This is a genomic window from Mycolicibacterium sichuanense (genome assembly GCF_033741125.1).
Taxonomy (GTDB): Bacteria; Actinomycetota; Actinomycetes; order Mycobacteriales; family Mycobacteriaceae; genus Mycobacterium.
Genome location: NZ_JAWQPU010000001.1, coordinates 182,914 through 207,159 on the forward strand (window position 1 = coordinate 182,914; position 24,246 = coordinate 207,159).

A 24,246-nucleotide genomic window follows, 5' to 3' on the forward strand; every position below is an offset into this window, starting at 1 on the left:
CGCCATGACCAAACTGAACCGCCGTACGTTCCTCGCCGCCAGCATCGGCACGGCCGGGCTGCTCTCCGGTGCCGCTGCGATCACCTGGCCTGACCTGCTGACGGCGGCACGCGACCACCCGCTGGCCGACGGCAGCGGCATCCTGGTCATCGTCACCCTCTACGGCGGCAACGACGGCATCAACACCCTAATCCCATACTCCAACAACGCTTATCACGATGCGCGCCCCGAACTGGCCTATGCCCCGGAAAAGGTGTTGCACCTCGACGACGACCTCGGCCTCAACCCCGCGATGAAGGGGATGGCGCAGTCCTGGCGAGACGGCACGCTCGCGATCGTGCGCGGCGTCAGCTACCCCAAGCCCGACCACAGCCACTTTCGGTCGATGGACATCTGGCAGACCGCATCACCCGCCGAGCCGGTCTCGACCGGTTGGATCGGCCGCTGGCTGGACGCCTCCGGTGACGATCCTCTGCGCGCCGTCAACGTCGGGGCGGTGCTGCCACCGCTGGCGGTCGGCGCGAAGACCACCGCGGCGGCCCTGTCAGCCACCGGCCCGTCGCCCGCGCACCTCGAGGCCACCTTCGCGGCGCTCGGCGCCGACGACCCGCACGACACCCCAGCGATGTCAATGGTGTGCAGCGCCTACCGCGCCACCCAGACCGCCGACCGCGCGTTCGGTTCGCTGAAGGCGGCACCGTCCGGCGGGCAAGGCGGCCAACGCAATCCCTTGGCCGACCAGCTGAACACCGTGGCCACCTGCGTCAAGGCGGGTGTTCCGACGCGGGTGTACATGGTGCAGCTCGGTGGGTTCGACACCCACGCCGACGAGCGTGGCACTCAGCAGCGGTTGCTGCAGACACTCGATGAAGCACTGGTGCCGTTCCTGGCCGGCATGGCCACCGACCCCCGGGGCAAGAACCTCGTCGTGATGGCGTATTCGGAGTTCGGTCGACGGGTGGCTGCCAACGCCTCACAGGGCACCGATCACGGCACCGCGGGGCCGGTGTTCGTCGCCGGTGCACCTGTGAAGGGTGGGTTCTACGGCGACGAGCCGAGCCTGACCGACCTGGACGACGGAGACCTCAAGACCACCATCGACTTTCGCGACGTCTACCACGGCCTGCTGGTGCACACCATCGGAACCGATCCCGTGCCCTCGGTCGGCTTCGGGCGGACTGATCTGGGGTTTCTCTAGATCACGTCCACCCCACTGGCCCCATCGGGCCGGCCGCCGGGGTGCCGACGGTAAAATTGTGGGGAGTCAACGCACGCAATCGGGGAATCGAAACGACATGACAACGTTGAGGACGGGGGCGGGTTTCCCCAACGTCGTGGTCACGGCGGTCACGTCCACCACGTCGTTGGCGACCGACGCCGAGGAGACCTGGGGCCACCTGCTCGAAGGCCGCAGCGGCATCCGTCCCCTCGAGCTGCCGTTCGTCGACGAGTTCCGGCTGCCCGTCCGCATCGGTGGCCCGCTGCTCGAGGACTTCGACCATCACCTCAACCGCGTGGAACTGCGCCGGTTGTCCTACTTGCAGAAGATGACCACTATCCTCAGCCGCCGACTGTGGGAGCAGAACGAACTCGGTGACATGGACACCACCCGGTTGATGGTCTCCATCGGGCTGGCCCTGGGCACCTCCGAGGAAATCGTCAACCAGTACGACACGTTCAAGGAGAAGGGCCTGCGCGCCGTCTCGCCACTGGCCATCCAGATGTACATGCCCAACTCGCCGGCCGCCGCCATCGGGCTGGAACGCAAGGCCAAGGCTGGCATCGTCACTCCGCTAATGGCCGACTCCTCCGGCGCGGCCGCGATCGCAGAAGCATGGCGCGCCATCGTCTTTGGCGACGCCGACTTCGCCATCTGCGGGGGCATCGACACCTGGCTCGCCGCCGTGCCCATCGCCGCGTACAACAACCTCGGTCTGCTCTCCACCAACAACGACGACCCCGCAGGTGCCTGCCGGCCCTTCGACGCCCATCGCGACGGCACCGTGTTCAGCGAGGGCGGCGCCCTCATGTTGATCGAGACCGAGGAGCACGCCAAGGCCCGCGGGGCCACCATCCTCGCGCGGCTGATGGGGGCCGCCATCACCTCCGACGCCTACGACGACGTCGCCCCCGATCCGACGGGTGACTCTGCCGCCCGCGCCGTGGCCCGCGCATTGGAGCTGGCCGGTGTGGAACCAGACGCCGTCGATCTGGTCACCGCGCACGCCCCCGGCACCGGGCCCGGTGACCTCGCCGAGGCCAGGGCATTGGACCAGGTCTTCGACGGGCATCGACCCGCGGTCTACGGCCCGCGGGGCGCCCTTGGGCATTCCTGGGGTGCCACGGGCGCCCTCGATGGGCTGGTGACGGTGCAGGCCTTGCGCGATCAGGTGGTGCCCCCGACGCTGAATCTGCACGACCTCGATCCGGAGATCGACCTCGACGTCGTGGCGGGCGCACCCCGCCGCGGGGAGTACCGCTACGCGCTGACCGACTGCTTCGGCTTCGGCGGATACAACGTCGCGCTGGTGTTCGGCGCCGCCTGACCGCGACGACTTCGTCGAAATCGTTGGTGCACAGACCGTTCCGTGAAGTTCGCGGGGGTACGACGCGTTCGGTGCGGACGGCCGGCGTGGCAGAGTTGGCTCCGCGTGAGGCCACCTGCTGCGTCGCTCGCTGCTCGGCGAATAACATCAAGACGTTGCTATCGAGGAATTCAAGATCTTTCGGGCAATCGTAGATCGAAGCGGGCTCGAAGCCTGGCGATAAGGTCGATGCGGCATCGTTCAGCAACTGAACTGATGTTATTCGTTGATCTTGCGACGAACACATTGACGACACCTCGCCGATGCTGAATTAGCTGTTCAGCGTGTCAATACGTGATAATTCGTGCGGGTCTCCGGCGCCCGCCTGTGGGTGATGGGTCAAGGTTCGGCATTCCATGGCAAATCGAATCTAAGGCCCCAACCTCCTGGTGTCGCTTGGTGATGTCCGCTAACGTCGCAAGCCAAGGCAAAGGGACAAGCCCACTCTGTGTATTAGCTGACATCGGTTGGGCTTTCCCGGCGAGAGGGGAAGGAGGTGCGCATGTCGCGACGGCGGACGGAGATATGCACGCCGCGCCCAAGTGGGCGGCCGACGAGCGACTGGATGGCCGAATCTGATCGTCAACGGCCGGCGTCGAATACGGCCTGCGGCGATGGTGTCCGATCGTCAGCAATGTTCAAGATCAACCGTGGCGCGGCGGCCGCGGTGGTCGTGGGCTACGTCGCCGACACGAGCCACGGTCGGGCCCGATCGTCGGCCAGCTACCGTCTTGACGTTGCGTCCTGGGCCCGTCCTTCAGTCCGGCCGTCGCCCGCGACGAGCGCCCAAGGGCAGGTCTGGCCGTCGTGGCCCGCAATCGATGGGCAGCTGACGACTTCCTCTGCGCGTTTGCCAATTCATACACCGGCGAAGCGGCGCCCAAGATTGCCACAACTGGCCTCGCAACGGCAATGGGAGTTTCACCAAAGGGATCACACAGCAATCGAAAGTAGCAACACTCAACGGCTCCCTTGGCGCGCATCCAGACCTGTGGAATTCATATCAATTGAGTCGGTCATCGCGGCCGAAGTAGCACTTGAGACCGGTTTACCGCGATGCTACGGGGTTTTCTCCGGTCTCGGTCATTGCGTCCAATATGCCATTATCGATGCCGTTTCTGGCAAATTGGCATTCCGTCGTGATGTGGCTGGCGCAGGGTTCGGCCATCGGATAACGTCAGCGACTGAGGCAAATGCATTCGACGTCGTGCGCATGCGCGGTCACCGACTGAATTCCCTACGCGAAGGCTGGAGCGATCGAGGATGAGCCAAGATGACTAAGTCGGCGCTGATCACCGGGATCACCGGACAGGACGGTATGTACCTGGCCGAGTTGTTGCTCGGCCAGGGCTACGAGGTCTTCGGCGTGGTGCGCGGGCAGAACAACCCGAAGGAGGACATCCTCCGTCGAGAGCTGCCTGAGGTGCGTCGCATCAGCGGCGACGTGACCGATCTGCCGAGCCTCATCCGAGCCGTTTCGCTGGCGCAGCCCGACGAGGTCTACAACCTGGGGGCGGTTACCTACGTCGGACACTCCTGGCCCAATGCCAGACTGACCACCGACGTCACCGGCGGTGGGGTGCTCAACGTGCTGGAAGCCGTTCGGCTGCACCAGGACACGACGGGCAATCCGGTGCGGATGTATCAGGCTTCGAGTGCCGAGATGTTCGGGCACGTCCGCGAGGTGCCCCAGCGCGAGACCACCATGCTCTGGCCGCGATCGCCCTACGGCGTGGCCAAGGCCTATGGGCACCACATGACGGTGAACTACCGGGAGTCCTACGGCCTGCACGCCAGCTGCGGAATCCTCTTCAACCACGAATCACCACGCCGCGGAACCGAATTCGTCACCCGGAAGATCTCGCGCGCGGTGGCCAGGATCTCGCTCGGCCGCCAGGAGCGCCTGCAGCTGGGCAACGTCATGGCGGAACGCGACTGGGGTTTCGCCGGCGACTACGTCGAGGCGATGTACCTCATGTTGCAGCAGGACGAGCCCGACGACTACGTCATCGCCACCGGGCAGACGCACTCCGTCACCGACTTCCTGGACCTCGCGTTCGGCGTCGTCGGCATCGAGGACTGGACCCCGTACGTGGAGGTCGACGAGCAGTTCATCCGGCCCGCGGAAGTCGATCAGCTGGTCGGCGACGCGAGCAAGGCGCGCGCCATGCTGGGCTGGAAGCCGACGGTGGCCTTCCCAGAACTCGTCGAGATGATGGTGCGCAGCGACATCGAGCGCGAGGCTGCATGACGCGGGTGTGCTTCCTGCTCGCGAAGGACCCGGTGCGCGAGCACGGGGGCGACCTGGCCACGTCGCGGGTGATGATGCAACTGGCCGCCCAAGCCTTCGACGTCTCGGCCATCTGCCTGGCTGCCAACGATGGGACCGACGGCCAATTGCCGGCGGGCTGCCGGGAATTGGTGCGGGTGCCCAAGCCCACCGTCGCACCCGCTCGGCTGCTGCGAGGATCCGTGCGATCGCGGCGCAGCCTGGTCCACGAGCGCTTCGACGTCGATGCGCTGCTGCCGGCCATCGAGGCCGCCGACGCCGACGTCTTCGTGGCCGAACACAGCTACATGGCGGAGACGTTCCTGCGCAGCCGGAAACACGGTGCCACGCCGTTGATCGTCAACACCATCAACACCGAGTCCCAGGTGTGGCTGGCCACCCGCGGCGTGTTGGGCCGCGTAGAGGCCCCTCGCATCCTGCGCGACGAGGTGCGCGTCGCACGCGCCGCCGACGCCGTCGGCACCTACGACGCGGACGAGGCCCAGTTCTATCGCGACCGTGAGGTGCCCGCGGCGCGCTGGATGGATCTGACGTTCCCCCCCGAATCCCAGCTGGACATCTCCGCGACCGGTCGTCGGCTGGTCTTCTTCGGCCGCCGCGATTGGCCACCCAATCAGGAGGGCTTTCTGAAGTCGCTCGAACTGTGGCCGCGAATCTCGGCGGGCATCCCCGACGCCGAGCTGTGGGTGGTCGGGGAGAAGAAGCCAGGCGCCAAGGACCCCAGCTACCCCACCGGCGTTCACGACGTCGGCTTCGTACCCGATCTGCCGGCGTTCCTCGGCACGTGCCGAGGTCTGATGGCGCCGATCAGGACCGGGGGAGGGGTGCGGGCCAAACTGCTCGAGGCCGCCAGCCGCGGCCTGCCCGTGGTCGGCACGACGGCCGCCATCGGTTCCCACGGACCGCTGTTCGGGCTGGCCACCTACGACGACGATGACGCGCTGATCGCCCAGTGCCGGCGCCTGCTGCTCGACCGTCCGGCCGCGGTGGCGGCCGGTCACGACCTCTACGAGCGCAACCGGCTGCATTGGGGCGACGGCCGGCCGCAGCGCAGCGTGCAGGAGCTGCTAAGTGTTGGCGCCGCCCGATGGTCGTCGACCTGAGCCGTCTGGGATCGTGGTGCGCGACGCACCCGTGGCGCGTGCTCGCGGCGTGGATCGGCGTCCTGGCACTGGCTTTGGGCGTCGCGGTCACGATCGGTGCGGCGCCACGTGGCGACGTCAACGACCCCGGCGCGCCCGCCGACGCGCGTGTCATCGTGCACCGCCCTTCGGCATCGCTGAACCCTGCTGAGCTGCAAGCGCTTCGAGGGCGCCTGCAGGACATCGCCGAGGTGTGGTGGGTATCGCCGCCGCGGATCTCCGGCGACGGCGACACCGCGCTGATCGCCGTCCACTACCGGCTGCCGGTGACCGCGTTTGCGGGTCCGCAGGGCCGCGACGCGTTGGAGCGCGCCGTGTCCCCCATCCGCGCCGATGGAACCGCCGTCGAGATCGGTGGGGAGGTGCCGGAGAACTACACGCCCGACGGGCCGACCGCCGAGAAGGTGGCTGCGCTACTTGCCTTTGCGCTGCTGTTCCTGCTGTTGGGCTCGGTCAGCGCTATCGTCGGCTACCTCTTGGTCGCCATCGTCGGCATCGGAACCGGACTCGGGCTCGTCGTCGTGCTCGCTGGCCTCGGCCCGACGGCCACCATCGCGCCTTACGTCGCCGCTCTCGTCGGAATTGCGCTCAGCGCCGACTACGTCCTGCACTTCCTGCACCGGTTCCGGCAGGAGTTCCGCACCGACGGGGCCGCACGCACCGCGGCGGTCAGGGCCGGTGCTGGTGCGGCCCGCCACATCGTCATCGCCGGCGGAGCGGTGGTGGCCTGCCTCGTCGGTCTCCAGTTCCTGCCCTTGCCAATGGTTTCCACGATGGCTCTCGCCGTTGGTGCCGTGGTCGTCTGCCTGGTGGCGACGGCGGTCACGATCATGCCGGCAGTGGGTGCCCTGGCCGGGCACCGGCTGTGCGGCCGGTGGTTCCGCAAGGGCAGGACCGACGAACCAGCACCTCGTCGCAACCCGGTCGCCGACCACCCCGTTGCCACCGCAATGGTGACGGTGCTCGTGCTGGCACTGCTCTCCGCCCCCGTCCTCGATCTGCGGACCTGGCCGCGCAGCGCGGGCAGCTGGTCCACTGCCGACACCATCCGTCGCGCACACGACTTGGCCGCAACGGAATTCGGTCCCGGAGCCAACGGTCCGATCACCGTCGTGCTCGATGCCGGGATGCCGGCCGCCGCGGTGGTCGCCACGCTGCGCGCCACCGACGCCTTCGCCTACGTCTCCGATCCCGAGGTCGACGATGCGCGCCCGGGTGAGATCGTCACCGTCGAGGCGCGCACCGCACCGCCCGACGCCGCGACCGTCGAAGCGTTGGGTGATCTGCGGGCCGCCGTACCCGAGGGCGCCCGCCTCGTCGGCGTCACGCCGTACTTCGCCGCCGCGGCGGCCAGACTGGAGCACCGGCTGTGGCCCGCGATCCTGGGGATGGTGGCGTTGGCGGGCGTCGCCATGGTCGTTGCGTTTCGCGATCCCGTCGCGGCCGTTCTGGCCGCAGCGGCGAAGCTGCTCGGCCTGACCGCCACTTACGGCATCCTCGTCGCGGTGGTCCAATGGGGTTGGGGCGCAAGCCTCCTCGACCTACCCGCGGCGGTCCCGATGTCGACGTGGGCGGTCGCGCTGGCCGTCGTCATGATCCTCGCATCTGCGACGACCTACGAGGCCTTCACCGCCGCGGACCGTTCCGCGATCCGAGTCGTCCTGCCCGGTGCCGTCTTCGCGACCGCGATCCTCCTCGCGTTCGCCATCGACCCCGACATCGTCGTGAGGATGCTCTGCGTGGCGACCGCGATCGGGCTGATCGTCGACGTGGTCTTCGTACGGCTGCTGTTGATACCCGCCGCGACGGTGTGGCGGCAGCGGCGCGGTCAGCTCCTGACGAGCGTGTACTGACCCAGCTCGCTGACGCGGCGCTTGAAGAAGTCGCTGCACCCGGTCAGGTACTTCATGTAGCGCTGGTAGACCTCTTCGGATGTGGCGGCCACCGCTTCGTCGTGGTGTTCCTCCAGCGCGGCGGCCCACATGTCGAGCGTGCGCACGTAGTGCTCGTCGAGGAGCTGCTTCTGCTCGACCGTGAACCCGGATTCCGTTGCCAGGGCCACGATTTGCTCGTCACCGGGCACCGATCCGCCGGGGAAGATCTCCTTGGCGATGAATCGCATGAACCGCAGATCGGTCATCGTGACGGGGATGCCGAGCTCGGGCCACTTCTTCAGAGGGTGGCCGAGGATCGCCTGCAACACCATGCGCCCGTCGTCGGGCAGGATGCTGCTGCACCGCTTGAAGAACGGCGCGTACCGCTCCTGCGGAAACGCCTCGATGGCCTCGAGGCTGATGATGCGATCGACGGGCTCGTCGAACTGTTCCCAGCCGCGCAGCAGCACCCGGCGGGTGCGTTCGGTGTCCAGATCGTCGAGAAGCGCCTGCGCATAGGCGTTCTGGTTCTTGCTCAACGTCAGGCCGACGACGTTGACGTCGTGCTCTTCGACCGCCCGCTTGAGCACCGAACCCCAGCCGCAGCCGATGTCGAGCAGCGTCATGCCGGGTCGGAGGTCCAGCTTGCCCAGCGCCAGGTCGATCTTGGCGACCTGTGCCTCCTCGAGCGTCATGTCGTCGCGCTCGAAGTACGCACAGCTGTAGGTGCGGGACGGGTCCTGGAACGTGCCGAAGAAGTCGTCGGACAGGTCGTAGTGCGCCTGGACCTCCTCGAAGTGGGGCTCCATTGCCTTGGTGTCAACCGTGCTCTCAGCCATCCCCGACTGACCTTCCATCCGGCGGGCCGCACGACCGACGCTGCGACCCTATTTAGTTAGCATGTTTAAGCTAAAACACTACACCGTCGTCAATTAGGCCTTCTCGCAGGTGAACTGGACGACGTCGGTGTAACCCTCCCGGAACAGATCGGCGCAGCCGGTCAGGTACTTCAGGAACCGCTCGTAGATCTCCTCTGAAGTGATCTCGATGGCCTCGTCCTTCTTGGCCTCGAGGTTGGCCGCCCACGTGTCGAGCGTCTTGACGTAGTGCGGCTGCAAGTGCTGCTCGCGGGTCACGGTGTATCCGGCCTTGACCGCGTGCTCGGTGACCATCGATGCCAGCGGCAGACGGCCACCGGGGTAGATCTCGTCCATGATGAACTTGATGAACCGCACCCGGGACATGGTCAGCGGCAGCTTCTTGGCCTTGATCTCCTCATCCTCGGGAATGGTGATGGTGTGCAGCATCTGCACGCCGTCATCGGGCAGCCAGTCGAAGGTGTTCTTGAAGTAGTCGTCGTACTTGTTGAAACCGAAGTGCTCGAAGGCGCCGATCGAGACGATGCGGTCGACCTTGCCGGTGAAGTCCTCCCACGGCTGCAGGCGGACCTCCATCTTGCGGTCACTGGTGGAGTTGGCGAACCAGTGCTTCTCGATGTGCTGCTTCTGGTTCTCCGACAGCGTCAAACCGATGACGTTGACGTCGTACTTCTCGACGGCCCGCATGATGGTCGCGCCCCAGCCGCAGCCGATGTCGAGAAGTGTCATCCCCGGCTCCAGGCCGAGCTTGCCGAGCGAGAGGTCGATCTTCGCCATCTGGGCTTGCTCGAGCGTCATGTCGTCGCGCTCGAAGTACGCGCAGCTGTACACCTGGTTCGGGTCTTGCCACAGTTTGAAGAAGTCGTTCGAGATGTCGTAGTGGAACTGGACTTCCTTCTTGTCCGATCCGCGCGTCTGCGAAGCAGACTTGGACAGCCACTTGGACTGCGCAGGTGACGGGGTGTGGATCTCGTTCGAGGAATTCATGAACCAACCTGTCGGCTATCGAGATTCTTCTGTCATGGCCGTTTCCAGCAGCGTCTTCTTCACCACGCCGGCACAACGACCCTACCTCCGTCCGCGTGAAGGTTCCGGGACTCTGGTGGAGCAGCGATTCGCCAGCGCGGGCAGCGCACGAGGGTCTGGTTTGCCCGGCTGCGGCGGGTCAATTGCTGAGATCGCCCTAGCGGATCGATGCCCGGTCGCAAACGGCGACCCAGCGTGACTCGCCGGCGCCCGACGGCACACACTTGTCGACATGACAGAACGTGAGGACACCCGCGTCGCCGTCTATCTCGACTTCGACAACATCGTGATCTCGCGATACGACCAGGTGAACGGGCGCAATTCCTTCCAGCGCGACAAGACCAAGGGGCTCGAGGTCGACCGCCTGGAGCGTGCGACGGTCGACGTCGGGGCGATCATCGACTTCGCCTCGTCGTTCGGCACGCTGGTGCTGACCCGGGCATACGCCGACTGGTCGGCGGACGTCAATGCCGGCTACCGCGGGCAGCTGGTCAGCCGCGCCGTAGACCTGGTGCAGCTCTTCCCGGCGGCCGCCTACGGCAAGAACGGCGCCGACATCCGGTTGGCGGTCGATGCCGTGGAGGACATGTTCCGCCTGCCCGACCTGACTCACGTGGTGATCGTCGCCGGCGACTCGGACTACATCGCCCTGGCCCAGCGGTGCAAGCGGCTGGGGCGTTACGTCGTCGGCATCGGGGTGGCTGGCTCGTCGAGCCGATCGTTGGCCGCTGCGTGCGATGACTTCCTCATCTACGACGCGCTGCCCGGCGTGCCGGTATTCGAGCCCACCGCCGAGCCCGAGGCCAAGGAGGACGAGCCCGAGCCCGAACCCAAGAAGCGCGCCCCGCGCCGGCGGGCCACCCGCCCGCAGGTCGTCGAGGAGGAGCCCGAGGTGCCCGATCCGCAGGCCGCGGCGACGGGCCTGCTCGAGCGGGCCCTGCGCATCGGGCTGGAGAAGGACGACGTCGAGTGGCTGCACAACTCGGCGGTGAAGGCGCAGATGAAGCGGATGGATCCGTCGTTCAGCGAGAAGTCGCTGGGTTTCAGGTCCTTCAGCGACTTCCTGCGCTCCCGCTCCGACGTCGTCGAGCTCGACGAGAGCTCGACGACGCGGATGGTGCGGTTGAAGAGCGCCAGCTAGCCGCCGAGCGTCTGGACGATGCCCGGCTTCATGGCATCGAGCTGAGCGCTCCAGTACGGCCAGCTGTGCGTGCCGTTGGGCGGGAAGTTGAACGTCGCGTTGCGCCCACCCGCGCCGGTGTAGGCGTTCTGGAACGCCACGTTGCTGTCCTTGGTCAGACCCTCGAGGAACGTGGCGGGCAGATCGCCGCCGCCGAGGTCGCTGGGCTGCCCGTTGCCGGTGTAGACGTAGATGCGGGTGCCGTTGGAGGCGATGCGGCCGGCCTGCAGGGTCGGGTCGTTGCGCTGCCAGTCGGGCCCGCCGCCGGGTCCCCACATGGCCCCTGCGTCGAATCCGCCGGCGTCGCGCATGGAGAAGCCGACCAGCGTCGGCCAGATCCCGTCGGAGAGGTGCTCGAAGCCCGACAGCGAGCCCGCGTAGGCGAACTGACCCGGGTGGTAGGCAGCCAGGATCAGCGCTGCACTGCCGGACATCGAGAGTCCGACCACGGCGTTTCCTGACGGTGAGATGCCCTTGTTGGCCGAGAGCCAGGCCGGCAGCTCGGAGGTCAGGAACGTCTCCCAGTTGTAGGTCTGCGTTTGGCCGTTGCCGACGGCCGGTTGCTCCCAGTTGGTGTAGAAGCTGGACATGCCACCGACGGGCATCACCACCGAGACGCCCGACTGGTAGAACTTCTCGAACGCATTGGTCTCGATGTCCCAGCCGCTGTTGTCGTCGCGGGCGCGCAGGCCGTCGAGCAGGTACACCGCGTGCGACCCACCCGGCTGGAATCGGACCAGGACGTTGCGGCCCATCGCCGCCGAGGGGACCATCAGGTCCTCGACCGGCAGACCGGCACGGGAGTAGGCCTGTGCGGTTGCCGAGCCGCCGACGACGCCGATCAGGCCGGGCAGCACCGCGGCCGCGACCAGCGCGACCCCGAGCCGGCGCCCGGCGCGCTGGATTCTGTGAACGAGTGTCATTGTTCGTGCGCCAATCGTCGAAGGGGATCTCGTGGTTCGGTTGCCCCCAGCTGCAAGCAGCCGACGGTTCCACCGTCGTTCGGTTATTCGCTATGAGGGATGCCACGCGTTACCCAGGCTCACACCTGTCAATGTTCGGTGAAGCCGAAACAGGTTGACGGAAGACGTGTTCGCGCTGTTCACGGCGTCATGAGGAAACATCTGACGCAACCGTGACGTCCGTCCTGCACGCCTGGAGAACGGCCCGATCACGAACGTGGCACATGCAGGAGCGTCCGTTGCGAAGGATGGCCCGCGACCCCCTACGATTGGGTCTCGTTCCGGTGCTGAAGATCAATGGAGTCTTGTTGACGTCTACTCGTCGTGCCCGTGGGGCTTGGTTGGCCGCGTCCTTCGCGGTCTTGGCCGTACTGGGTGGTGTCCTGGTGAGCGGATCCGACCGGTGTGTGCACGGTTGCCAGGTGCTGGCCGCACCGCGCAACCTGGCCGAGGCGGTACCCCCGCCCGTGCCGACCTCGACGCCCGCCGCTCTGGCGGTCATCCCGGCCCCTGCATCCGACGACGTCAACCCGGCCGGTCCGGTGCTCGTCACCGCGACCAGTGGCACCATCACCGACGTCACGATGACCAACGACAGCGGCAAGGTCATCCCGGGCGTCCTCACCCCCGACGGCACTGTGTGGAAGCCGACGAGTCAGCTCGGTTATGACCGCACCTACAAGATGACGATCGTGGCCCGCGGGCCCAGCGGCATGCCGACGCGTGAGGTCTCCAGTTTCTCCACGGTGTCGCCGAGCAGCCAGACGCAGGTCTACCTCGACCGCGCCGGGGGCGACATCCTCGAGGACGGTGCCACCTACGGCATCGGCACCGTCGTGGTCGCGCACTTCGACGAGCCGATCGACAACAAGGCCAACGCCGAGCGCCACCTGTCGGTCACCACCAACCCACCGGTTCCCGGATCGTGGTATTGGGTCGACGATCAGAACGCGCACTGGCGCCCCGAGAAGTACTACGCCCCCGGGACGACGGTCAGCGTCAACGCCAACCTGTACGGCACCCCGCTCGGTGACGGCCTGTACGGCGCCGAGGACGAGCACGTCTCCTTCAAGATCGGAGATGCGCACGTCTCGATTGCCGACGACGTCACCAAGCAAGTCAGCGTCTTCGACAACGGCAAACTGGTGCGCACCATGCCGACGTCGATGGGCATGGGCGGCACGCAGGAGATCGCCGGCCGGACGTTGTCGTTCTTCACTCCGCCCGGGGTGTACACCGTGCTCGACAAGGCGAACCCGGTGGTGATGGATTCCTCGACCTTCGGTCTGCCGATCGATTCGCGGCTCGGCTACAAGGAGTCCATCTCGTATGCGACCCGCATCAGCATCGACGGCATCTACCTGCACCAGCTGAACTCGACGGTGTGGGCCCAGGGCAACACCGACACCTCGCACGGCTGCTTGAACCTCAACGGCGAGAACGCCCAGTGGTTCTTCAACTTCGCGGTGCCCGGTGACGTGGTCGAGGTGAAGAACACCGGTGGCCCGCCGCTGCAGCTGTGGCAGAACGGCGACTGGACCATTCCCTGGGATCAGTGGAAGCAGGGCAGCAAGCTCACCTAGGGCCCGTCACCCGCGCGCCGCCTCGTGCATGAAGGCCACCGCCCGCGCGACACCGGCCGACGGTGATGCCAGACCGAGCCGCCCGACGGGCGTGTCCGTCGATGTCGGCTCGCCGATGACCCCGTCCGGCGCGACGACGACGCCTTCGACCACGGGTGCCATCGTCGTGCCGACGTCGGTCAGGTACAGCAGCGTCTGCGCCAGCCCGGTGCGCCCGACGTAGTCGGCATTGGCCGAGTACTTGCATTCGAGCACGAACGCCGCCTCATCGGGCAGGACGAGCATGAGATCCGGTGCCAATGGCCGGGTTTGGCTGCGCAGCGCGGTCGCAAGCGACCGGTACCGCGACTCGGCGCCGTAGCGTCGCCAGCTGCCACCGGCCTCCATCCACAGGTGCCACACCCGGCCTCCCAGCGTGACGTGGAACTGCTCGCGGCCGCCGACGAAGCTCAACGGGGACGTGCCTAGGATCGAGGCGCCCGCCGATTGCAGGGCCCGCAGCAGCTCGCCGAGCACCGCCAGCTGAAACAGCGTCGGCCGCATCTCGGGCACCGGCAGCAGCAGCTCGGCGGCGAGGACGGGTTCACTTGCGGCCCTGATGCTTCGCGCCACGTCGACCAGCCGCCGCCAGGCCGCGCCCTCGCGGGCCACGGCTGCCAGTTCGGAGGGCCGGGGTTCGGCTGCCTCGCGGTCGATCAGGCCCGACTCGAAGATCCGCGCCAGCGCGTCGAGCTGGGCGGTCACGGGCTGCGCCGCGGCAGGGTCGATCGACGTCGCACGCCGGGCCAGCCGTAGAACCGTGCCGCCGGTCCACGCCAGCGCCATCGCGAGCAGTTCGTGCGCGACGCGATCGCGCTGCCGAATGACGAACGACGATGGCGGCCAACCGTAGTGCCGCCGGGTGTCGACCCAGGACGTGCCGCCGGTTGGTGCGTCGGCGATCGTGCGGCGGCGCCGGGACTGGGCGGGCAGCAGGTCCACCCACTGCTTGGCAGTGCCCGGTAGCCGGGCGATCTGCGGGAGCAGCTCGAGGAACAACATCAGATCAGCCCGCAGCAGCGTGTCCTCCGGCCGCCAGTCTCGCGGAAGGTCCTCTGGGGCAAGTGAATTGATCACCTTGACCAGCTGGCCCCGGCCGATCCACGCGCGCAGCACATGGTCGAGCCCACCCTCGGGGATCGGAAGCGCGACGTCGGGGCCGTCTTCCCCGGTCAGGACAATACGTGGCTCATTTCCACGACCCACTCCCACTCGGCCTGGCTGAGAGCGTGGTACTGCTCGACGATGGCATGGCCAAGCGACGCCAACTCGTCCTCCATCTCCCGCAGCCACGTGCCGACGTTGACTAGGTAGGCCTCGGCGAGCAGTTCCCGCTCGACGTGCGTGATGGTCGTCAGCTGCTCGGCGTCGGTGCCTACGCCTGCGGCGATGTAGTCGGCCATCCGCAGGAAGAGGGCCGGCCCCAGGGTGGTCATCGAATTCGTCAGGTGCGCCGAGTAGATCGCGACGATCGCGTCCAGCAGTGGCTCGGGCAGTCCGTGGTCCTGGGCCAACAGCGCCGTCCGGAACTTCTCGGTGTCGGCGGCGGGAATCGGCACCCGCAGGAATCGTCGGCCAAGCGCGTGGCCGAAGCGGAAGACCCGCTGCGCGTCCAGCGCGTTGTACGTGCCCAGCAGTCGCCACTCGGTGCCCGCGACGTAGCGCACGGGTCCGCTGCCGCTTGCGGGGTCGGTCAGGCGTGCCTCGTTCTCGACCGTGCAGGTGGCACCCGTGGACCAGCCGAGTTGCACCTGCGGCGACCCGATGGCGGGGGAGACCGTGCCGAGCGTGACGTCCTGTCCGCTCAGCCACGTCAGCAGGCCGCCGAAGATGCGGTCCATGTCCGCTCGGTTGACCTCGTCGACGATCAACCAGTTGCCGTCGGCGATGGCGCTGAGCACGCGACCCGGCCGGAAGCGCAGCTCGTTGCCGTCGATCGTCTGCCCGCCGACCAGATCCGTCGTCGACCAGTTCTCCTCGGCAGCAGACCATTCCACGCCCGCCGGGCCGACCTGGAAGCCGAAGCTCTTCGGATCGGCGACGATGCGGTCGACCACCTGGCGCAGCAGCGTGGTCTTGCCGCTACCGGGCGGACCCACCAGGATCACCGCCGGCGCCGACAAGATCGCCAGTCGGACCATCCGTTCGATGCGCGGATCTATCTCGATGGGCACGGTGATCACCGACGGCACCTGCCCGCCGTCGCCGGTCGTGCTGACCCCCGACCCCGGCGCGTTGCCCAGCACGGGGTGATGTTCCGGGGTGAGCTCGGGGAAGATCGCCTGCAACCGTCCGATGGTGCCGTCACTCATCGAAGATCACCAGCCGCACCGGGGTGGATTCGCGAAGGAACAGCGCGGCCTTCAGCGATGGCAGCCGGCCACGCTTGCGCATCGCCGACAGCACGTGGTCGGGCGTCACGTCGCCCAGCACACTGATGACGGCGTACTCCGGACTGGACTTGGCCATCTCGTCGCACCGGTTGCCAATCTGCTTGAGCTCGGTCACCAGCTTGCCGATCACGGGGCCGCCTCGCTGCCCGTCGCCGACGCCGAGCTCGTCGGCGAACCACTGGTACAGCGGGTCCCACTTCGAGGAGTCGTTGCGACTGGCCTGGATTCCGTGCACGACGGCAGCCAGGATGCCGTCGCGCGGGGTCGCCCCGAACAGGTCGGTCATGCCCCGACGCTCGCCGCGTAGGCCGTCAGCTCGTCGATGAACCCCGGCGGGAAGCGCAGGGTGCCCTTGCGGGTTCGGTTCAGGAAGCCAAGGGCGGCGCGGGCGGACAGCGGCTTGCCCGGATGCCGAAGAAAGTCGGCCAGGGATTCCCGCGGCTGCCACAGCGGCCAAGGGCCGACGTCCGCGGCATGCACCACCCCGTCGAGGTCCGACCACGCCCCGCGGCGCGGCCACTTGGCGCCGGTCCGGGGTTGGTCACCCGTGGCGTCGTACCGGCCGGGTTTGGCCAGCCGGCTCCCGATCCACGTCGCGACGGGCACGCTGACGGAGTTGCCGACCATGCGCCAGCGTTCACCCGTCCTGGCAACCTCCGCGGCCGGGGCGGTCCAGTCCGCCGGAAAGCCTTGCAGCCGTTCGGCATCGCGAATGTCTGGGGTGACGTAGCCGCCCGACGGCAGCCGAATGGCCGGGGGTGACGGCACCCCGACCGACGACCCGCACTTGATGGGCGGCACCCCGTCGACGGCCCAGCCGAAGGCCCGCATCCCCTCGGTCCAGTAGAAGCCGCAGGCGACGTCGGGGTATCCGCCCGCCGCCGAGGGCTTCTCCCGATCGTCGGCGAGCAGTACGTCGCGCGGATCACCGGTCCGCGAGGCCACCAGGTACCACCGGTTTCGTCGTTGCGGCAGCCCGAAGGCGTTGCTGTCCACGACGCGGTAGGCCCACCGGTAGCCCAGCTCGGTCAATGCGGTGGTGACGAGTTCGAGCGCTGCACCTTGGCCGAGTGACATCAGGAATGGCACGTTCTCCAGCACCACCCACGGCACGTCGCCCTGCTGCAGCAACCGCAGGACCTCACCGATGAGACTGCTTCTGGCGCCCTCGATTCCGACCTTGCGCCCGACGCTGCTGAGGTCCTGACACGGGAATCCGGCCGTGACGACGTCAGTATCGCTTGGCAGCGCCGCCAGGTCGCGGACGTCGGCCTCGAGCTTGGTGTCGGGGAACCGGCGGCGCAGCACGTGCATGGCGGGCGGTGCATTCTCGACCAGCAGCTGCGCGTGGTGGCCGCTGGCGGCCATGCCCAGCTCGAGGCCGCCGATGCCGGCGAACAGACCCGCCACCTTGAGACGGGAGCGCTTCACCGCAACCACTCCAGGGCGACGGCATAGCTCAGCCTCGACGGCACCGCGTTGCCGATCATTCGGGCGATTGCGGTGCGGTGCCGGACGCTGTCGAAGGAGAACCAATCCGGAATGTATTGCAGCCGGGCGGCTTCGTGAGCGCTGATGGTGCGCCGTTCGCTCGGATGGACGTAGCGGCCCATGCACATGCTGTAGAAGCCGGTGGTGATGGTCTGCGACGGGCGGTCCCACGCAAGCCGTCCGTAGATGGCCTTGTAACTGTGGCCGCCGCCGGCGTGGCAGGCCGGGCGCTGGCTGTCGGGCAGGTCGAAGGCGCCGCTCTCGAAGAGGTAGTCGATGCGTTGGCGCGTCGCCGGTGCCGAGCGGGCGACCGCGTCGACCAGACGGTCGCGTCGCGACTCGGGCAGCGCCACCAGGTCCTGGAAGGCCCACGCGACGTCGCGTGGTTCGCGCCGATGCCTGGCGACGACCTCGGCCGGGGTGGTCGAGTGCGTCAGGCTGGCCATCAGGACGAGGCGGCGCCGGCGCTGCGGCACGCCCAGCTCGCTGAGGTCGACGACACCGATGGAGACGCGGTAGCCCAAGGTGCCCAGCGCCTCGGCGGTGCGCTGCACGACGGCCCGCTTGTCGTTGAGTGCGCCCGGCACGTTCTCGATCAGGATGTGCTGTGGCTCAAGGACTTCCGCGGCTCGCACCATGGAGCCGTACAGCTCGTTCTTGTCGTCGGCGTGCCGGGTGTGGTTGTTGAAGTCACTGTGGCCCTGGCACGGCGGGCCGCCCACCAGGACGTCGATGTCGCCGTGCGTCTTGGTCAACAGGCGTTCGGCGGAGGTCAGCCGGCCACCCACGCGACCGGGCAGCACCTCGGTGACGTCCTGGCTGATGGCCGCGGCGGTGGGGAAGTTCGCGGCGTAGGTCTGCGCGGCCACGGCGTCGACGTCCACCGCGAGCACCGGCTCGAACGAGCGGTTCAGCGCGCGGGCCGCCTCGGCCAGGCCGATCGACAGGCCCCCGCAGCCGGAGAACAGGTCGACGACACGCAGCGACGATCGAGCCGCTCCGCACGGTGGCGCCACCCGACTTCGAAGCCAGGCGCGCTCGGCCTCGTCGGCGGAGGTGGGCCTGGCGTCGCGGCCCGGATACTCGGCAAGCACGCTGGTGGTCTTGCGGCCGCCGGGCCGAATGAGCACGCGTTCATAGGATCCGTTGCGGGTGCGGAATCGCTCGAAACCCGCGTCGGCGGCTGGCCGGCGGGCGACGGTGGTGGGTGATGGCTGCGACAGCTCGGTCATCTATACCGCGCGACCTGCGAAGAGTCGGCCCAGGCGGGCGCTGCGGCGAATCACGCGAGTAATCGTATTCAGCGGTTCTGACAAGTGCGGGCACCCGGGGCGGCGCGCCGTCAATAGGGTGGGTCCATGGCCGAGTCGTGGGCGTCCTCACCGGAGGCCCGCGCGCGCATGCAATCCAACAAGAGTCGCGATACCAAACCCGAGTTGGCCCTGCGCTCGGCGGTGCATGCTCGGGGGCTGCGCTACCGCGTCTCAGCGAAGCCGCTGGCCGGGGTGCGGCGTACCGCGGACCTGGTGTTCCCCCGGGCCAAGGTCGCGGTCTTCCTCGACGGCTGTTTCTGGCACGGGTGTCCCGAACATCACACCGTCGCGTCGGCCAACGCCAAGTTCTGGGCCGACAAGGTGCAGGCGAACCGAGCCCGCGACCGCGACACCGACGGGCGACTCGATGCGGCGGGCTGGGTCAGCGTCCGGATCTGGGAGCACGAGGATCCCGTCGACGCGGCTCAGCGCGTCGAGGAGGTGGTCCGCGGGCGGCTCGTCACAGATCGTTGACGTCGACCAGGCCGTCCTGGATGGCGCGCGCGACCAGCGCGGCCTTGGTGTTGGCCGGGCGGCCAGCCGCGGCGTACTTGTCGCGGATGCGCTGCAGGTGGGTGCGCACCGTGGTCGCCGAGATCTCGAGTTGCCTCGCGACGTCGTCCTTGTTGTCGTTCAAGATCCACGCCAGGAGCACCTCCCGCTCGCGCGGCGCGAGCTCGGGGCGTCGACGCGTGGTTGCGGCTTCGTCGGGAAGGATGACCGTCACGACAGTGGTATCGACGGGGCGAGCAGCAACGTTTCCTCCATGCGTTGGTTGGGAAACCATCATCCGTTCGGACGACCCCGAAGTCACGTAGATAATTGACGCGTTCGTAGTGGATTTCGGCAAGATGAACGACACGATTCGTAAATCGAGCAACATCTTGCACGTTGCGAGAGGATTTGCCGGGTGGAGGGCCAACCGCGAATTCTGGTGGCGTCGCCGCTGAGCGGTGCCGTGCTGCCGGCGCTCGGTGCCGCCTTTCCCGAGGCGATGGTGCGAGTGGCGGGTGACCGGGAGGCCGTCGGCCGCGAGGTGACCCAGCGCGTGCGATTCGACGTCGTCGTCGCCGACCTGCTGTGGAACACCCCGGAGTGGGAGTTCCGGTTCGACGGCCTCGACGTCGTCGACATCCTCGGGGCTGCGGAGCGGCGAGCCCCGGTCATCATCGCCACCCAGGGGCACGCCCTGGAGCGAGACCTCCTCGACGAGGCGGCTTTGCGGCCGGAGGTGTTCTCGGTCTATCACAAATCCGCCGGACCCGAGCAGCTGGCCGACCTCGTCAGGGACGCGGCCGTCGGCACGCGGCGCGACGGGGGCCACGGCACGGTCCCGCGCAGCAAACCCCTCTACGAGATGTTCCAGGGGCGTCGCGGAGAGACCGCAGCCAGGATGGCCGGCGCGATCGCCGCCGGCCGCGCGACCGACGGCGCCACGCTCGCCGCGGCGGCGGGCGTTGCCCTGAATACGGCCTCGAAGGTGACGACGCACTACCTCGGACCGATCATCGTCGAGCGCGGCGAGCACGATCCGCGGCTGCCGATGACGCTGTCCGCGGTCTACCGCTGGTGCGGCCTGCACGCCCGCTACATCCTGAGCTGGTGCCGCCGGCACGGCCATGGTGACGTGCTCGTCACACGTTAGGCACGGAATTTCGATGGCCATCTCTTAGTTGGGCTTAGTAATGTGGCCCGAGTAGCGGACCACGTGCATCGCGAAGAGGTCATCATGATCAAGGTCAAGTCGTTCCTCGGTGGTTCCGCCGTCGCGGCAAGCCTGGCGCTGGCGCCTCTGGCACTCGGCGCTGGAATGGCCAACGCGGCCCCGTCGCCGGCCGAACCGCAGGTGCCGACGGTGCAGGGCGCCGGTCAGACCAGCGCGCAGACGCCCAGCTCACCGGCCCCGTCGCCGTATGCGGACTACGGCAGCCGGGCCGTGTGCGCCATGCCGGGCCTGTACTTCGTCAACATCTGCGTCTAGTCGAACGCCTGGCCTAGCGTCGTTTCCGCTCAGTGCGATTCAAATGCGGCCACCTTCGTCGCGGTGGCGCAATCACCACGTGCGGCGGCCCAATCGGCAGGTCCGCGCGGTCTGCGGGCGGCGCAATCGAAACACTGCCGCGAAATCGAAATCTGGCCCCCTGGCCATCCTGACATGCACCGATACGGTCCTGAGCAGGTCACCAGCCAGGAGGTGTCATGGCCAGCCAGAACCACGAACGCGCCGAACCGACGCCGATCCGCCGTCCGCGCGCGGATCAGGCCCGGCTGGTCGCCGACGTGCTGCGCCACCAGATCCACGCCGGCGGCTACCCGGACGGCCTGCCCGCCGAGGGTGACCTCGCGAATGAGTTCTTCGTCTCCCGCAACACCGTCCGCGAGGCGCTGGCCGCGCTGAAGGACGAGGGCATCATCGAGCGCGGCCCCCGTACCGGCACCCACGTCGCCATCCGCAAGTACGACCACGGCCTCGACGCGCTGGTCGGGTTGAAGGAGACGTTCAAGGGCTACGGAGAGATCCGCAACGAGGTCCGCGCCGCCATGACGGTGTCCGCCCCGCCGTCGGTGGCCAATCGTCTGCGCCTGAATCCGGGTGAACGCGTCGTCTTCGTCGAACGGCTCCGCTACCTCGGTGACCTGCCGCTGTCCCTCGACATGACCTACCTGGCGCCCAGCGTCGGCAACGAGGTGCTCGAGCACTCGCTGGAGGTCAACGACGTCTTCGCGCTCATCGAACAGGTCACCGGTCGTCGGCTCGGCGCCGCGGACCTGGCCGTCGAGGCCGTCTCCGCCGACGCCCACTCCGCGGCGATCCTGCAAGTGCCCGACGGCGCCCCGGTGTTGCTGCTGGAGCGGCTGACCCACCTCGACGACGGGCATCCCGTCGATCTCGAATACATCCGCATGCGGGGCGACCGAATCACCCTGCGCGGCAACCTAGTTAGGGGAGAATGATGGCTCAGGTCAACCAGCGGGTCGACGTGCCGGTGACGATCGACGAGTCGCTGTGCATCGAGGGGTGCACGCTCTGCGTGGAGATCTGTCCGCTGGACTCGCTGGCCATCAACCCCGAGAACGGCAAGGCCTTCATGCACGTCGACGAGTGCTGGTACTGCGGCCCATGCGCAGCCCGCTGTCCCACCGGCGCCGTCACCGTCAACATGCCCTATCTCATTCGCTGAATCCGAGGACTCACCGTGAAACGTCTCCTTGCCCTCCTGCTCACCGCCACCACCGTCGGCTCAGTGGCCGCGTGCTCACTGGACTCGAAGAGCCAGTCCGAGGGCACCGTCGCCGTCGTGATCGGTTACCAGTCCAAGACCATCAACACCGTCACGGCCGGAACTCTGTTGAAGGCCAAGGGTTTCCTGGAGAAACGCCTCGATGACCTCGGCAAGTCCTCGGGTGTCAGGTACGACGTCCAGTGGCAGGACTACGACACCGGCGCACCCATCACCGCACAGATGGTGGCCGAGAAGATCGACATCGGCTCGATGGGTGACTACCCGCTGCTGATCAACGGCTCGAAGACGCAGGCCAATCCGGGGGCCAGGACCGAACTGGTCTCCATCACCGGCTACAGCCCGACCGGTTCGCTCAACATGGTCGTCGTCCCACCCGGTTCGACGGCGTCCAGCATCGACGACCTCAAGGGGCAGAAGGTCTCCGCCAGTGTGGGCTCGGCGGGTCACGGCACCCTGGTCCGGGCGCTGGACAACGCGCACATCGATCCCGCGACGGGGGTCCAGGTACTCAACCAGCAGCCACAGGTCGGCGCATCGGCTCTGGAATCCGGTCAGGCGCAGGCACTCTCGCAGTTCGTCGCCTGGCCCGGGCTGCTGGTCTTCCAGGACAAGGGCAAGCTGCTCTACGACGGCGCCGAGGGCAACTACCCAACGTTCCACGGTGTGGTGGCCCGACGCGACTACGCCAGTCAGCACCCCGAGGTGCTCGACGCGTTCCTGCAGGCCCAGTTGGATGCGACGGACTTCCTGAACGCCAACCCGCTGGAGGCGGCCAAGATCGTCGCCGACGGCAGCGGTCTGCCCCAAGAAGTCGTCTATCTCTACAACGGACCCGGTGGCACGTCGTTCGACACCACGCTGAAGCCGTCCCTCGTCACCGCGCTCAAAGGCGATGTGCCGTACCTGAAGTCGATCGGCGACTTCGCCGACCTCGACGTCGACGGTTTCGTCTCCGACGTCGCGCTGCGCAAGGCGTTCGGCACGCGAAACCAGGACTACGGAACCGCGCTGGCCTCGACCGCCAACCCGTCGCTGCTGAAGGGGCAGGATCCCGTCTGCAACGTGCCGGTGACCGATCCCAAGCTCGCGGGCGAGCTGTGGTTGGACGGCCAGACCGCCACCCAGCCCGCCGCCAATCCCGGTTGCCTGCTGCGAGCCATCCGCGAGGCGACCGCCAAGGGGCAGAAGGTTCGCGCGGCCTACGTACCGGATGCCGAGCTGGGCACTCGCTGGTTCGCCGACAAGTCGGCCTGGGTCGAGAGCGGGAGGGGCTTCCTGCCGTTCGACACCGTGGCCGGCGCCCAGCGTTACGCCGGCGCGCATCCCGGAGCCACCGTCGTCGACTACCAGCAGGCGCTGGCGGGTGCGGCGTGACGACCCCGCCCGCGGTGATCACCGCCGACGCACCCGCCGTGGTCGCGCCCGCACGCCCGGTGAGGCCGCGCCGCGCGCGTCGGGGCTGGCCCTCCTGGGTGGTTCGCATCGCCTCGGTCGCGGCGGCCGTCGCGCTGTGGCAGGTGTTGACCGCCAATCACGTTCGGTTCTGGCTGCGATTCGACACCCTGCCGACGGTGACCGACATCGTCGCGGCATTCGGGCGCCGGTTGGCCACCGAGGACTACTGGCTGGATCTGGGGCAGTCGCTCATCCGCATCCTCACCGGTTTCGCGCTCGCCGCCGTCGCCGGGGTTCTCAGCGGGATCCTGCTCGGTCGCTCGCGGGCGTCGGCGAACGTGCTGGGTCCGCTCACCGAGCTGGCCCGTCCGATTCCCGCGATCGCGATCGTGCCCGTGGCGATCCTGCTGTTTCCCACAGACGAGGCGGGCATCGTCTTCATCACGTTCCTCGCCGCCTACTTCCCGATCATGGTCAGCACGCGGCACGCGGTGCGTGCGCTGCCGACGCTGTGGGAGGACTCCGTGCGCACGCTCGGTGGCAATCGCTGGGACGTCCTGGTCCGCGTCGTGCTGCCGGGCATCCTGCCCGGGGTCTTCGGTGGGCTGTCGGTCGGCATCGGCGTGGCGTGGATCTGCGTCATCTCTGCGGAGATGATCTCGGGACGCCTCGGCGTCGGCTACCGCACCTGGCAGGCGTACACCGTGCTGGCCTACCCCGAGGTGTTCGTCGGCATCATCACCATCGGCGTGCTGGGGTTCGTCACCTCTGCCGCAGTCGAATTGGTCGGTCGACGGGTGACCCGCTGGCTGCCGCGCGGCGAGCAGAGCGGCCGATGAGCGCTCGCGCG

General features: G+C 67.8%; 23 protein-coding genes. 14 read left to right on the forward strand and 9 right to left on the reverse strand.

The genetic code is table 11. The features are described 5' to 3' along the window. Positions 1-4: 4 nt before the first annotated feature. The 5 genes from SBI80_RS00900 (at position 5) to SBI80_RS00920 (ending at position 7,870) form a co-directional block, all read left to right on the forward strand. Entirely contained in the window at positions 5-1,198 is a 1,194-nt protein-coding gene (locus tag SBI80_RS00900; RefSeq protein ID WP_318972432.1) for a DUF1501 domain-containing protein, read from the forward strand. A 97-nt stretch (positions 1,199-1,295) separates the two neighbouring features. Beyond that, a complete protein-coding gene (locus SBI80_RS00905) occupies positions 1,296-2,546 on the forward strand; it encodes a KasA/KasB family beta-ketoacyl-ACP synthase (RefSeq protein WP_318972433.1) in 1,251 nt (416 codons plus the stop codon). A 1,312-nt stretch (positions 2,547-3,858) separates the two neighbouring features. Then, complete coding sequence (locus tag SBI80_RS00910; protein ID WP_318972434.1) at positions 3,859-4,836, forward strand: GDP-mannose 4,6-dehydratase; 978 nt, start codon at positions 3,859-3,861, stop codon at positions 4,834-4,836. Further along, on the forward strand, positions 4,833-5,978 hold the full coding sequence (locus SBI80_RS00915) for a glycosyltransferase (RefSeq protein WP_318972435.1): 1,146 nt from the start codon (positions 4,833-4,835) through the stop codon (positions 5,976-5,978). The genes SBI80_RS00910 and SBI80_RS00915 overlap by 4 nt, the downstream gene beginning before the upstream one ends. Beyond that, positions 5,963-7,870 carry an MMPL family transporter gene (locus SBI80_RS00920; protein ID WP_318972436.1) on the forward strand — a complete coding sequence of 636 codons (1,908 nt, stop codon included), beginning with the start codon at positions 5,963-5,965 and terminating at the stop codon, positions 7,868-7,870. The genes SBI80_RS00915 and SBI80_RS00920 overlap by 16 nt, the downstream gene beginning before the upstream one ends. On the opposite strand, the gene SBI80_RS00925 is transcribed toward SBI80_RS00920, so the two are convergent. Both SBI80_RS00925 and SBI80_RS00930 read right to left on the reverse strand, forming a co-directional pair. Further along, positions 7,846-8,730 carry a cyclopropane mycolic acid synthase family methyltransferase gene (locus SBI80_RS00925; protein WP_318972437.1) on the reverse strand — a complete coding sequence of 295 codons (885 nt, stop codon included), beginning with the start codon at positions 8,728-8,730 and terminating at the stop codon, positions 7,846-7,848. The genes SBI80_RS00920 and SBI80_RS00925 overlap by 25 nt on opposite strands. 93 nt (positions 8,731-8,823) lie before the next feature. Further along, positions 8,824-9,756 (reverse strand): cyclopropane mycolic acid synthase family methyltransferase, encoded by a 933-nt coding sequence (locus SBI80_RS00930; RefSeq protein ID WP_318972439.1) that lies wholly within the window; start codon positions 9,754-9,756, stop codon positions 8,824-8,826. 271 nt (positions 9,757-10,027) lie between these two features. On the opposite strand from SBI80_RS00930, the gene SBI80_RS00935 reads away from it, so the two are divergent. Further along, positions 10,028-10,936 carry an NYN domain-containing protein gene (locus SBI80_RS00935; protein ID WP_318972441.1) on the forward strand — a complete coding sequence of 303 codons (909 nt, stop codon included), beginning with the start codon at positions 10,028-10,030 and terminating at the stop codon, positions 10,934-10,936. Here the strand turns inward: SBI80_RS00935 and SBI80_RS00940 are convergent. Then, complete coding sequence (locus SBI80_RS00940) at positions 10,933-11,898, reverse strand: esterase family protein (protein ID WP_318972443.1); 966 nt, start codon at positions 11,896-11,898, stop codon at positions 10,933-10,935. The genes SBI80_RS00935 and SBI80_RS00940 overlap by 4 nt on opposite strands. Before the next feature lie 287 nt (positions 11,899-12,185). Between SBI80_RS00940 and SBI80_RS00945 the strand changes: the two genes are divergently transcribed. Continuing rightward, positions 12,186-13,520, forward strand: coding sequence for a L,D-transpeptidase (locus SBI80_RS00945; protein ID WP_318973627.1), 1,335 nt, complete (start codon positions 12,186-12,188; stop codon positions 13,518-13,520). A gap of 6 nt (positions 13,521-13,526) precedes the next feature. Here the strand turns inward: SBI80_RS00945 and SBI80_RS00950 are convergent, their stop codons facing one another. Genes SBI80_RS00950 through SBI80_RS00970 form a run of 5 tightly spaced genes read right to left on the reverse strand, consistent with a single transcriptional unit; the run spans position 13,527 to position 18,675 of the window. Then, positions 13,527-14,771 carry a hypothetical protein gene (locus SBI80_RS00950; RefSeq protein ID WP_318972445.1) on the reverse strand — a complete coding sequence of 415 codons (1,245 nt, stop codon included), beginning with the start codon at positions 14,769-14,771 and terminating at the stop codon, positions 13,527-13,529. Continuing rightward, positions 14,732-15,871 carry an AAA family ATPase gene (locus SBI80_RS00955; protein WP_318972446.1) on the reverse strand — a complete coding sequence of 380 codons (1,140 nt, stop codon included), beginning with the start codon at positions 15,869-15,871 and terminating at the stop codon, positions 14,732-14,734. Before SBI80_RS00955 ends, SBI80_RS00950 begins: the two co-directional genes overlap by 40 nt. Further along, the gene (locus tag SBI80_RS00960; RefSeq protein WP_318972447.1) at positions 15,864-16,238 is read right to left on the reverse strand and encodes a hypothetical protein; all 375 of its coding nucleotides are present in this window, start codon (positions 16,236-16,238) and stop codon (positions 15,864-15,866) included. The genes SBI80_RS00955 and SBI80_RS00960 overlap by 8 nt, the downstream gene beginning before the upstream one ends. After that, on the reverse strand, positions 16,235-17,383 hold the full coding sequence (locus SBI80_RS00965; protein WP_318972448.1) for a DNA cytosine methyltransferase: 1,149 nt from the start codon (positions 17,381-17,383) through the stop codon (positions 16,235-16,237). Before SBI80_RS00965 ends, SBI80_RS00960 begins: the two co-directional genes overlap by 4 nt. Continuing rightward, a complete protein-coding gene (locus SBI80_RS00970; RefSeq protein WP_318972449.1) occupies positions 17,380-18,675 on the reverse strand; it encodes a DNA cytosine methyltransferase in 1,296 nt (431 codons plus the stop codon). The genes SBI80_RS00965 and SBI80_RS00970 overlap by 4 nt, the downstream gene beginning before the upstream one ends. A 126-nt stretch (positions 18,676-18,801) precedes the next feature. Here SBI80_RS00970 and SBI80_RS00975 point away from each other — a divergent pair, with 126 nt between their 5' ends. Then, a complete protein-coding gene (locus tag SBI80_RS00975; protein WP_318972450.1) occupies positions 18,802-19,230 on the forward strand; it encodes a very short patch repair endonuclease in 429 nt (142 codons plus the stop codon). Here SBI80_RS00975 and SBI80_RS00980 read toward each other — a convergent pair. Then, positions 19,217-19,483, reverse strand: a complete 267-nt coding sequence (locus SBI80_RS00980; protein WP_318972451.1) for a LuxR C-terminal-related transcriptional regulator — start codon at positions 19,481-19,483, stop codon at positions 19,217-19,219. The genes SBI80_RS00975 and SBI80_RS00980 overlap by 14 nt on opposite strands. A gap of 183 nt (positions 19,484-19,666) precedes the next feature. Here SBI80_RS00980 and SBI80_RS00985 point away from each other — a divergent pair, with 183 nt between their 5' ends. The 6 genes from SBI80_RS00985 to SBI80_RS01010 all read left to right on the forward strand — a co-directional run bounded on the left by SBI80_RS00985 (position 19,667) and on the right by SBI80_RS01010 (position 24,235). Next, positions 19,667-20,401, forward strand: coding sequence for an MSMEG_1198 family transcriptional regulator (locus SBI80_RS00985; RefSeq protein WP_318972453.1), 735 nt, complete (start codon positions 19,667-19,669; stop codon positions 20,399-20,401). 84 nt (positions 20,402-20,485) lie between these two features. Beyond that, entirely contained in the window at positions 20,486-20,737 is a 252-nt protein-coding gene (locus SBI80_RS00990) for a hypothetical protein (RefSeq protein ID WP_318972455.1), read from the forward strand. Between the two features lie 218 nt (positions 20,738-20,955). After that, positions 20,956-21,711 (forward strand): GntR family transcriptional regulator, encoded by a 756-nt coding sequence (locus tag SBI80_RS00995; RefSeq protein WP_318972457.1) that lies wholly within the window; start codon positions 20,956-20,958, stop codon positions 21,709-21,711. Then, entirely contained in the window at positions 21,711-21,938 is a 228-nt protein-coding gene (locus SBI80_RS01000; RefSeq protein ID WP_003928504.1) for a 4Fe-4S dicluster domain-containing protein, read from the forward strand. The genes SBI80_RS00995 and SBI80_RS01000 overlap by 1 nt, the downstream gene beginning before the upstream one ends. 15 nt (positions 21,939-21,953) lie before the next feature. Beyond that, complete coding sequence (locus tag SBI80_RS01005) at positions 21,954-23,375, forward strand: ABC transporter substrate-binding protein (protein WP_318972464.1); 1,422 nt, start codon at positions 21,954-21,956, stop codon at positions 23,373-23,375. A gap of 59 nt (positions 23,376-23,434) precedes the next feature. Then, entirely contained in the window at positions 23,435-24,235 is an 801-nt protein-coding gene (locus tag SBI80_RS01010) for an ABC transporter permease (RefSeq protein WP_413232647.1), read from the forward strand. Positions 24,236-24,246: the final 11 nt, after the last annotated feature.

Excerpts from the sequence above, each read along its gene's own strand:
- SBI80_RS00900 (WP_318972432.1), top strand. The coding sequence starts at position 5 with ATGACCAAACTGAACCGCCGTACGTTCCTCGCCGCCAGCATCGGCACG.
- SBI80_RS00905 (WP_318972433.1), top strand. The coding sequence starts at position 1,296 with ATGACAACGTTGAGGACGGGGGCGGGTTTCCCCAACGTCGTGGTCACG.
- SBI80_RS00910 (WP_318972434.1), top strand. The coding sequence starts at position 3,859 with ATGACTAAGTCGGCGCTGATCACCGGGATCACCGGACAGGACGGTATG.
- SBI80_RS00915 (WP_318972435.1), top strand. The coding sequence starts at position 4,833 with ATGACGCGGGTGTGCTTCCTGCTCGCGAAGGACCCGGTGCGCGAGCAC.
- SBI80_RS00920 (WP_318972436.1), top strand. The coding sequence starts at position 5,963 with ATGGTCGTCGACCTGAGCCGTCTGGGATCGTGGTGCGCGACGCACCCG.
- SBI80_RS00925 (WP_318972437.1), bottom strand. The coding sequence starts at position 8,730 with ATGGCTGAGAGCACGGTTGACACCAAGGCAATGGAGCCCCACTTCGAG.
- SBI80_RS00930 (WP_318972439.1), bottom strand. The coding sequence starts at position 9,756 with ATGAATTCCTCGAACGAGATCCACACCCCGTCACCTGCGCAGTCCAAG.
- SBI80_RS00935 (WP_318972441.1), top strand. The coding sequence starts at position 10,028 with ATGACAGAACGTGAGGACACCCGCGTCGCCGTCTATCTCGACTTCGAC.
- SBI80_RS00940 (WP_318972443.1), bottom strand. The coding sequence starts at position 11,898 with ATGACACTCGTTCACAGAATCCAGCGCGCCGGGCGCCGGCTCGGGGTC.
- SBI80_RS00945 (WP_318973627.1), top strand. The coding sequence starts at position 12,186 with ATGGCCCGCGACCCCCTACGATTGGGTCTCGTTCCGGTGCTGAAGATC.
- SBI80_RS00955 (WP_318972446.1), bottom strand. The coding sequence starts at position 15,871 with ATGAGTGACGGCACCATCGGACGGTTGCAGGCGATCTTCCCCGAGCTC.
- SBI80_RS00960 (WP_318972447.1), bottom strand. The coding sequence starts at position 16,238 with ATGACCGACCTGTTCGGGGCGACCCCGCGCGACGGCATCCTGGCTGCC.
- SBI80_RS00970 (WP_318972449.1), bottom strand. The coding sequence starts at position 18,675 with ATGACCGAGCTGTCGCAGCCATCACCCACCACCGTCGCCCGCCGGCCA.
- SBI80_RS00975 (WP_318972450.1), top strand. The coding sequence starts at position 18,802 with ATGGCCGAGTCGTGGGCGTCCTCACCGGAGGCCCGCGCGCGCATGCAA.
- SBI80_RS00990 (WP_318972455.1), top strand. The coding sequence starts at position 20,486 with ATGATCAAGGTCAAGTCGTTCCTCGGTGGTTCCGCCGTCGCGGCAAGC.
- SBI80_RS00995 (WP_318972457.1), top strand. The coding sequence starts at position 20,956 with ATGGCCAGCCAGAACCACGAACGCGCCGAACCGACGCCGATCCGCCGT.
- SBI80_RS01000 (WP_003928504.1), top strand. The coding sequence starts at position 21,711 with ATGGCTCAGGTCAACCAGCGGGTCGACGTGCCGGTGACGATCGACGAG.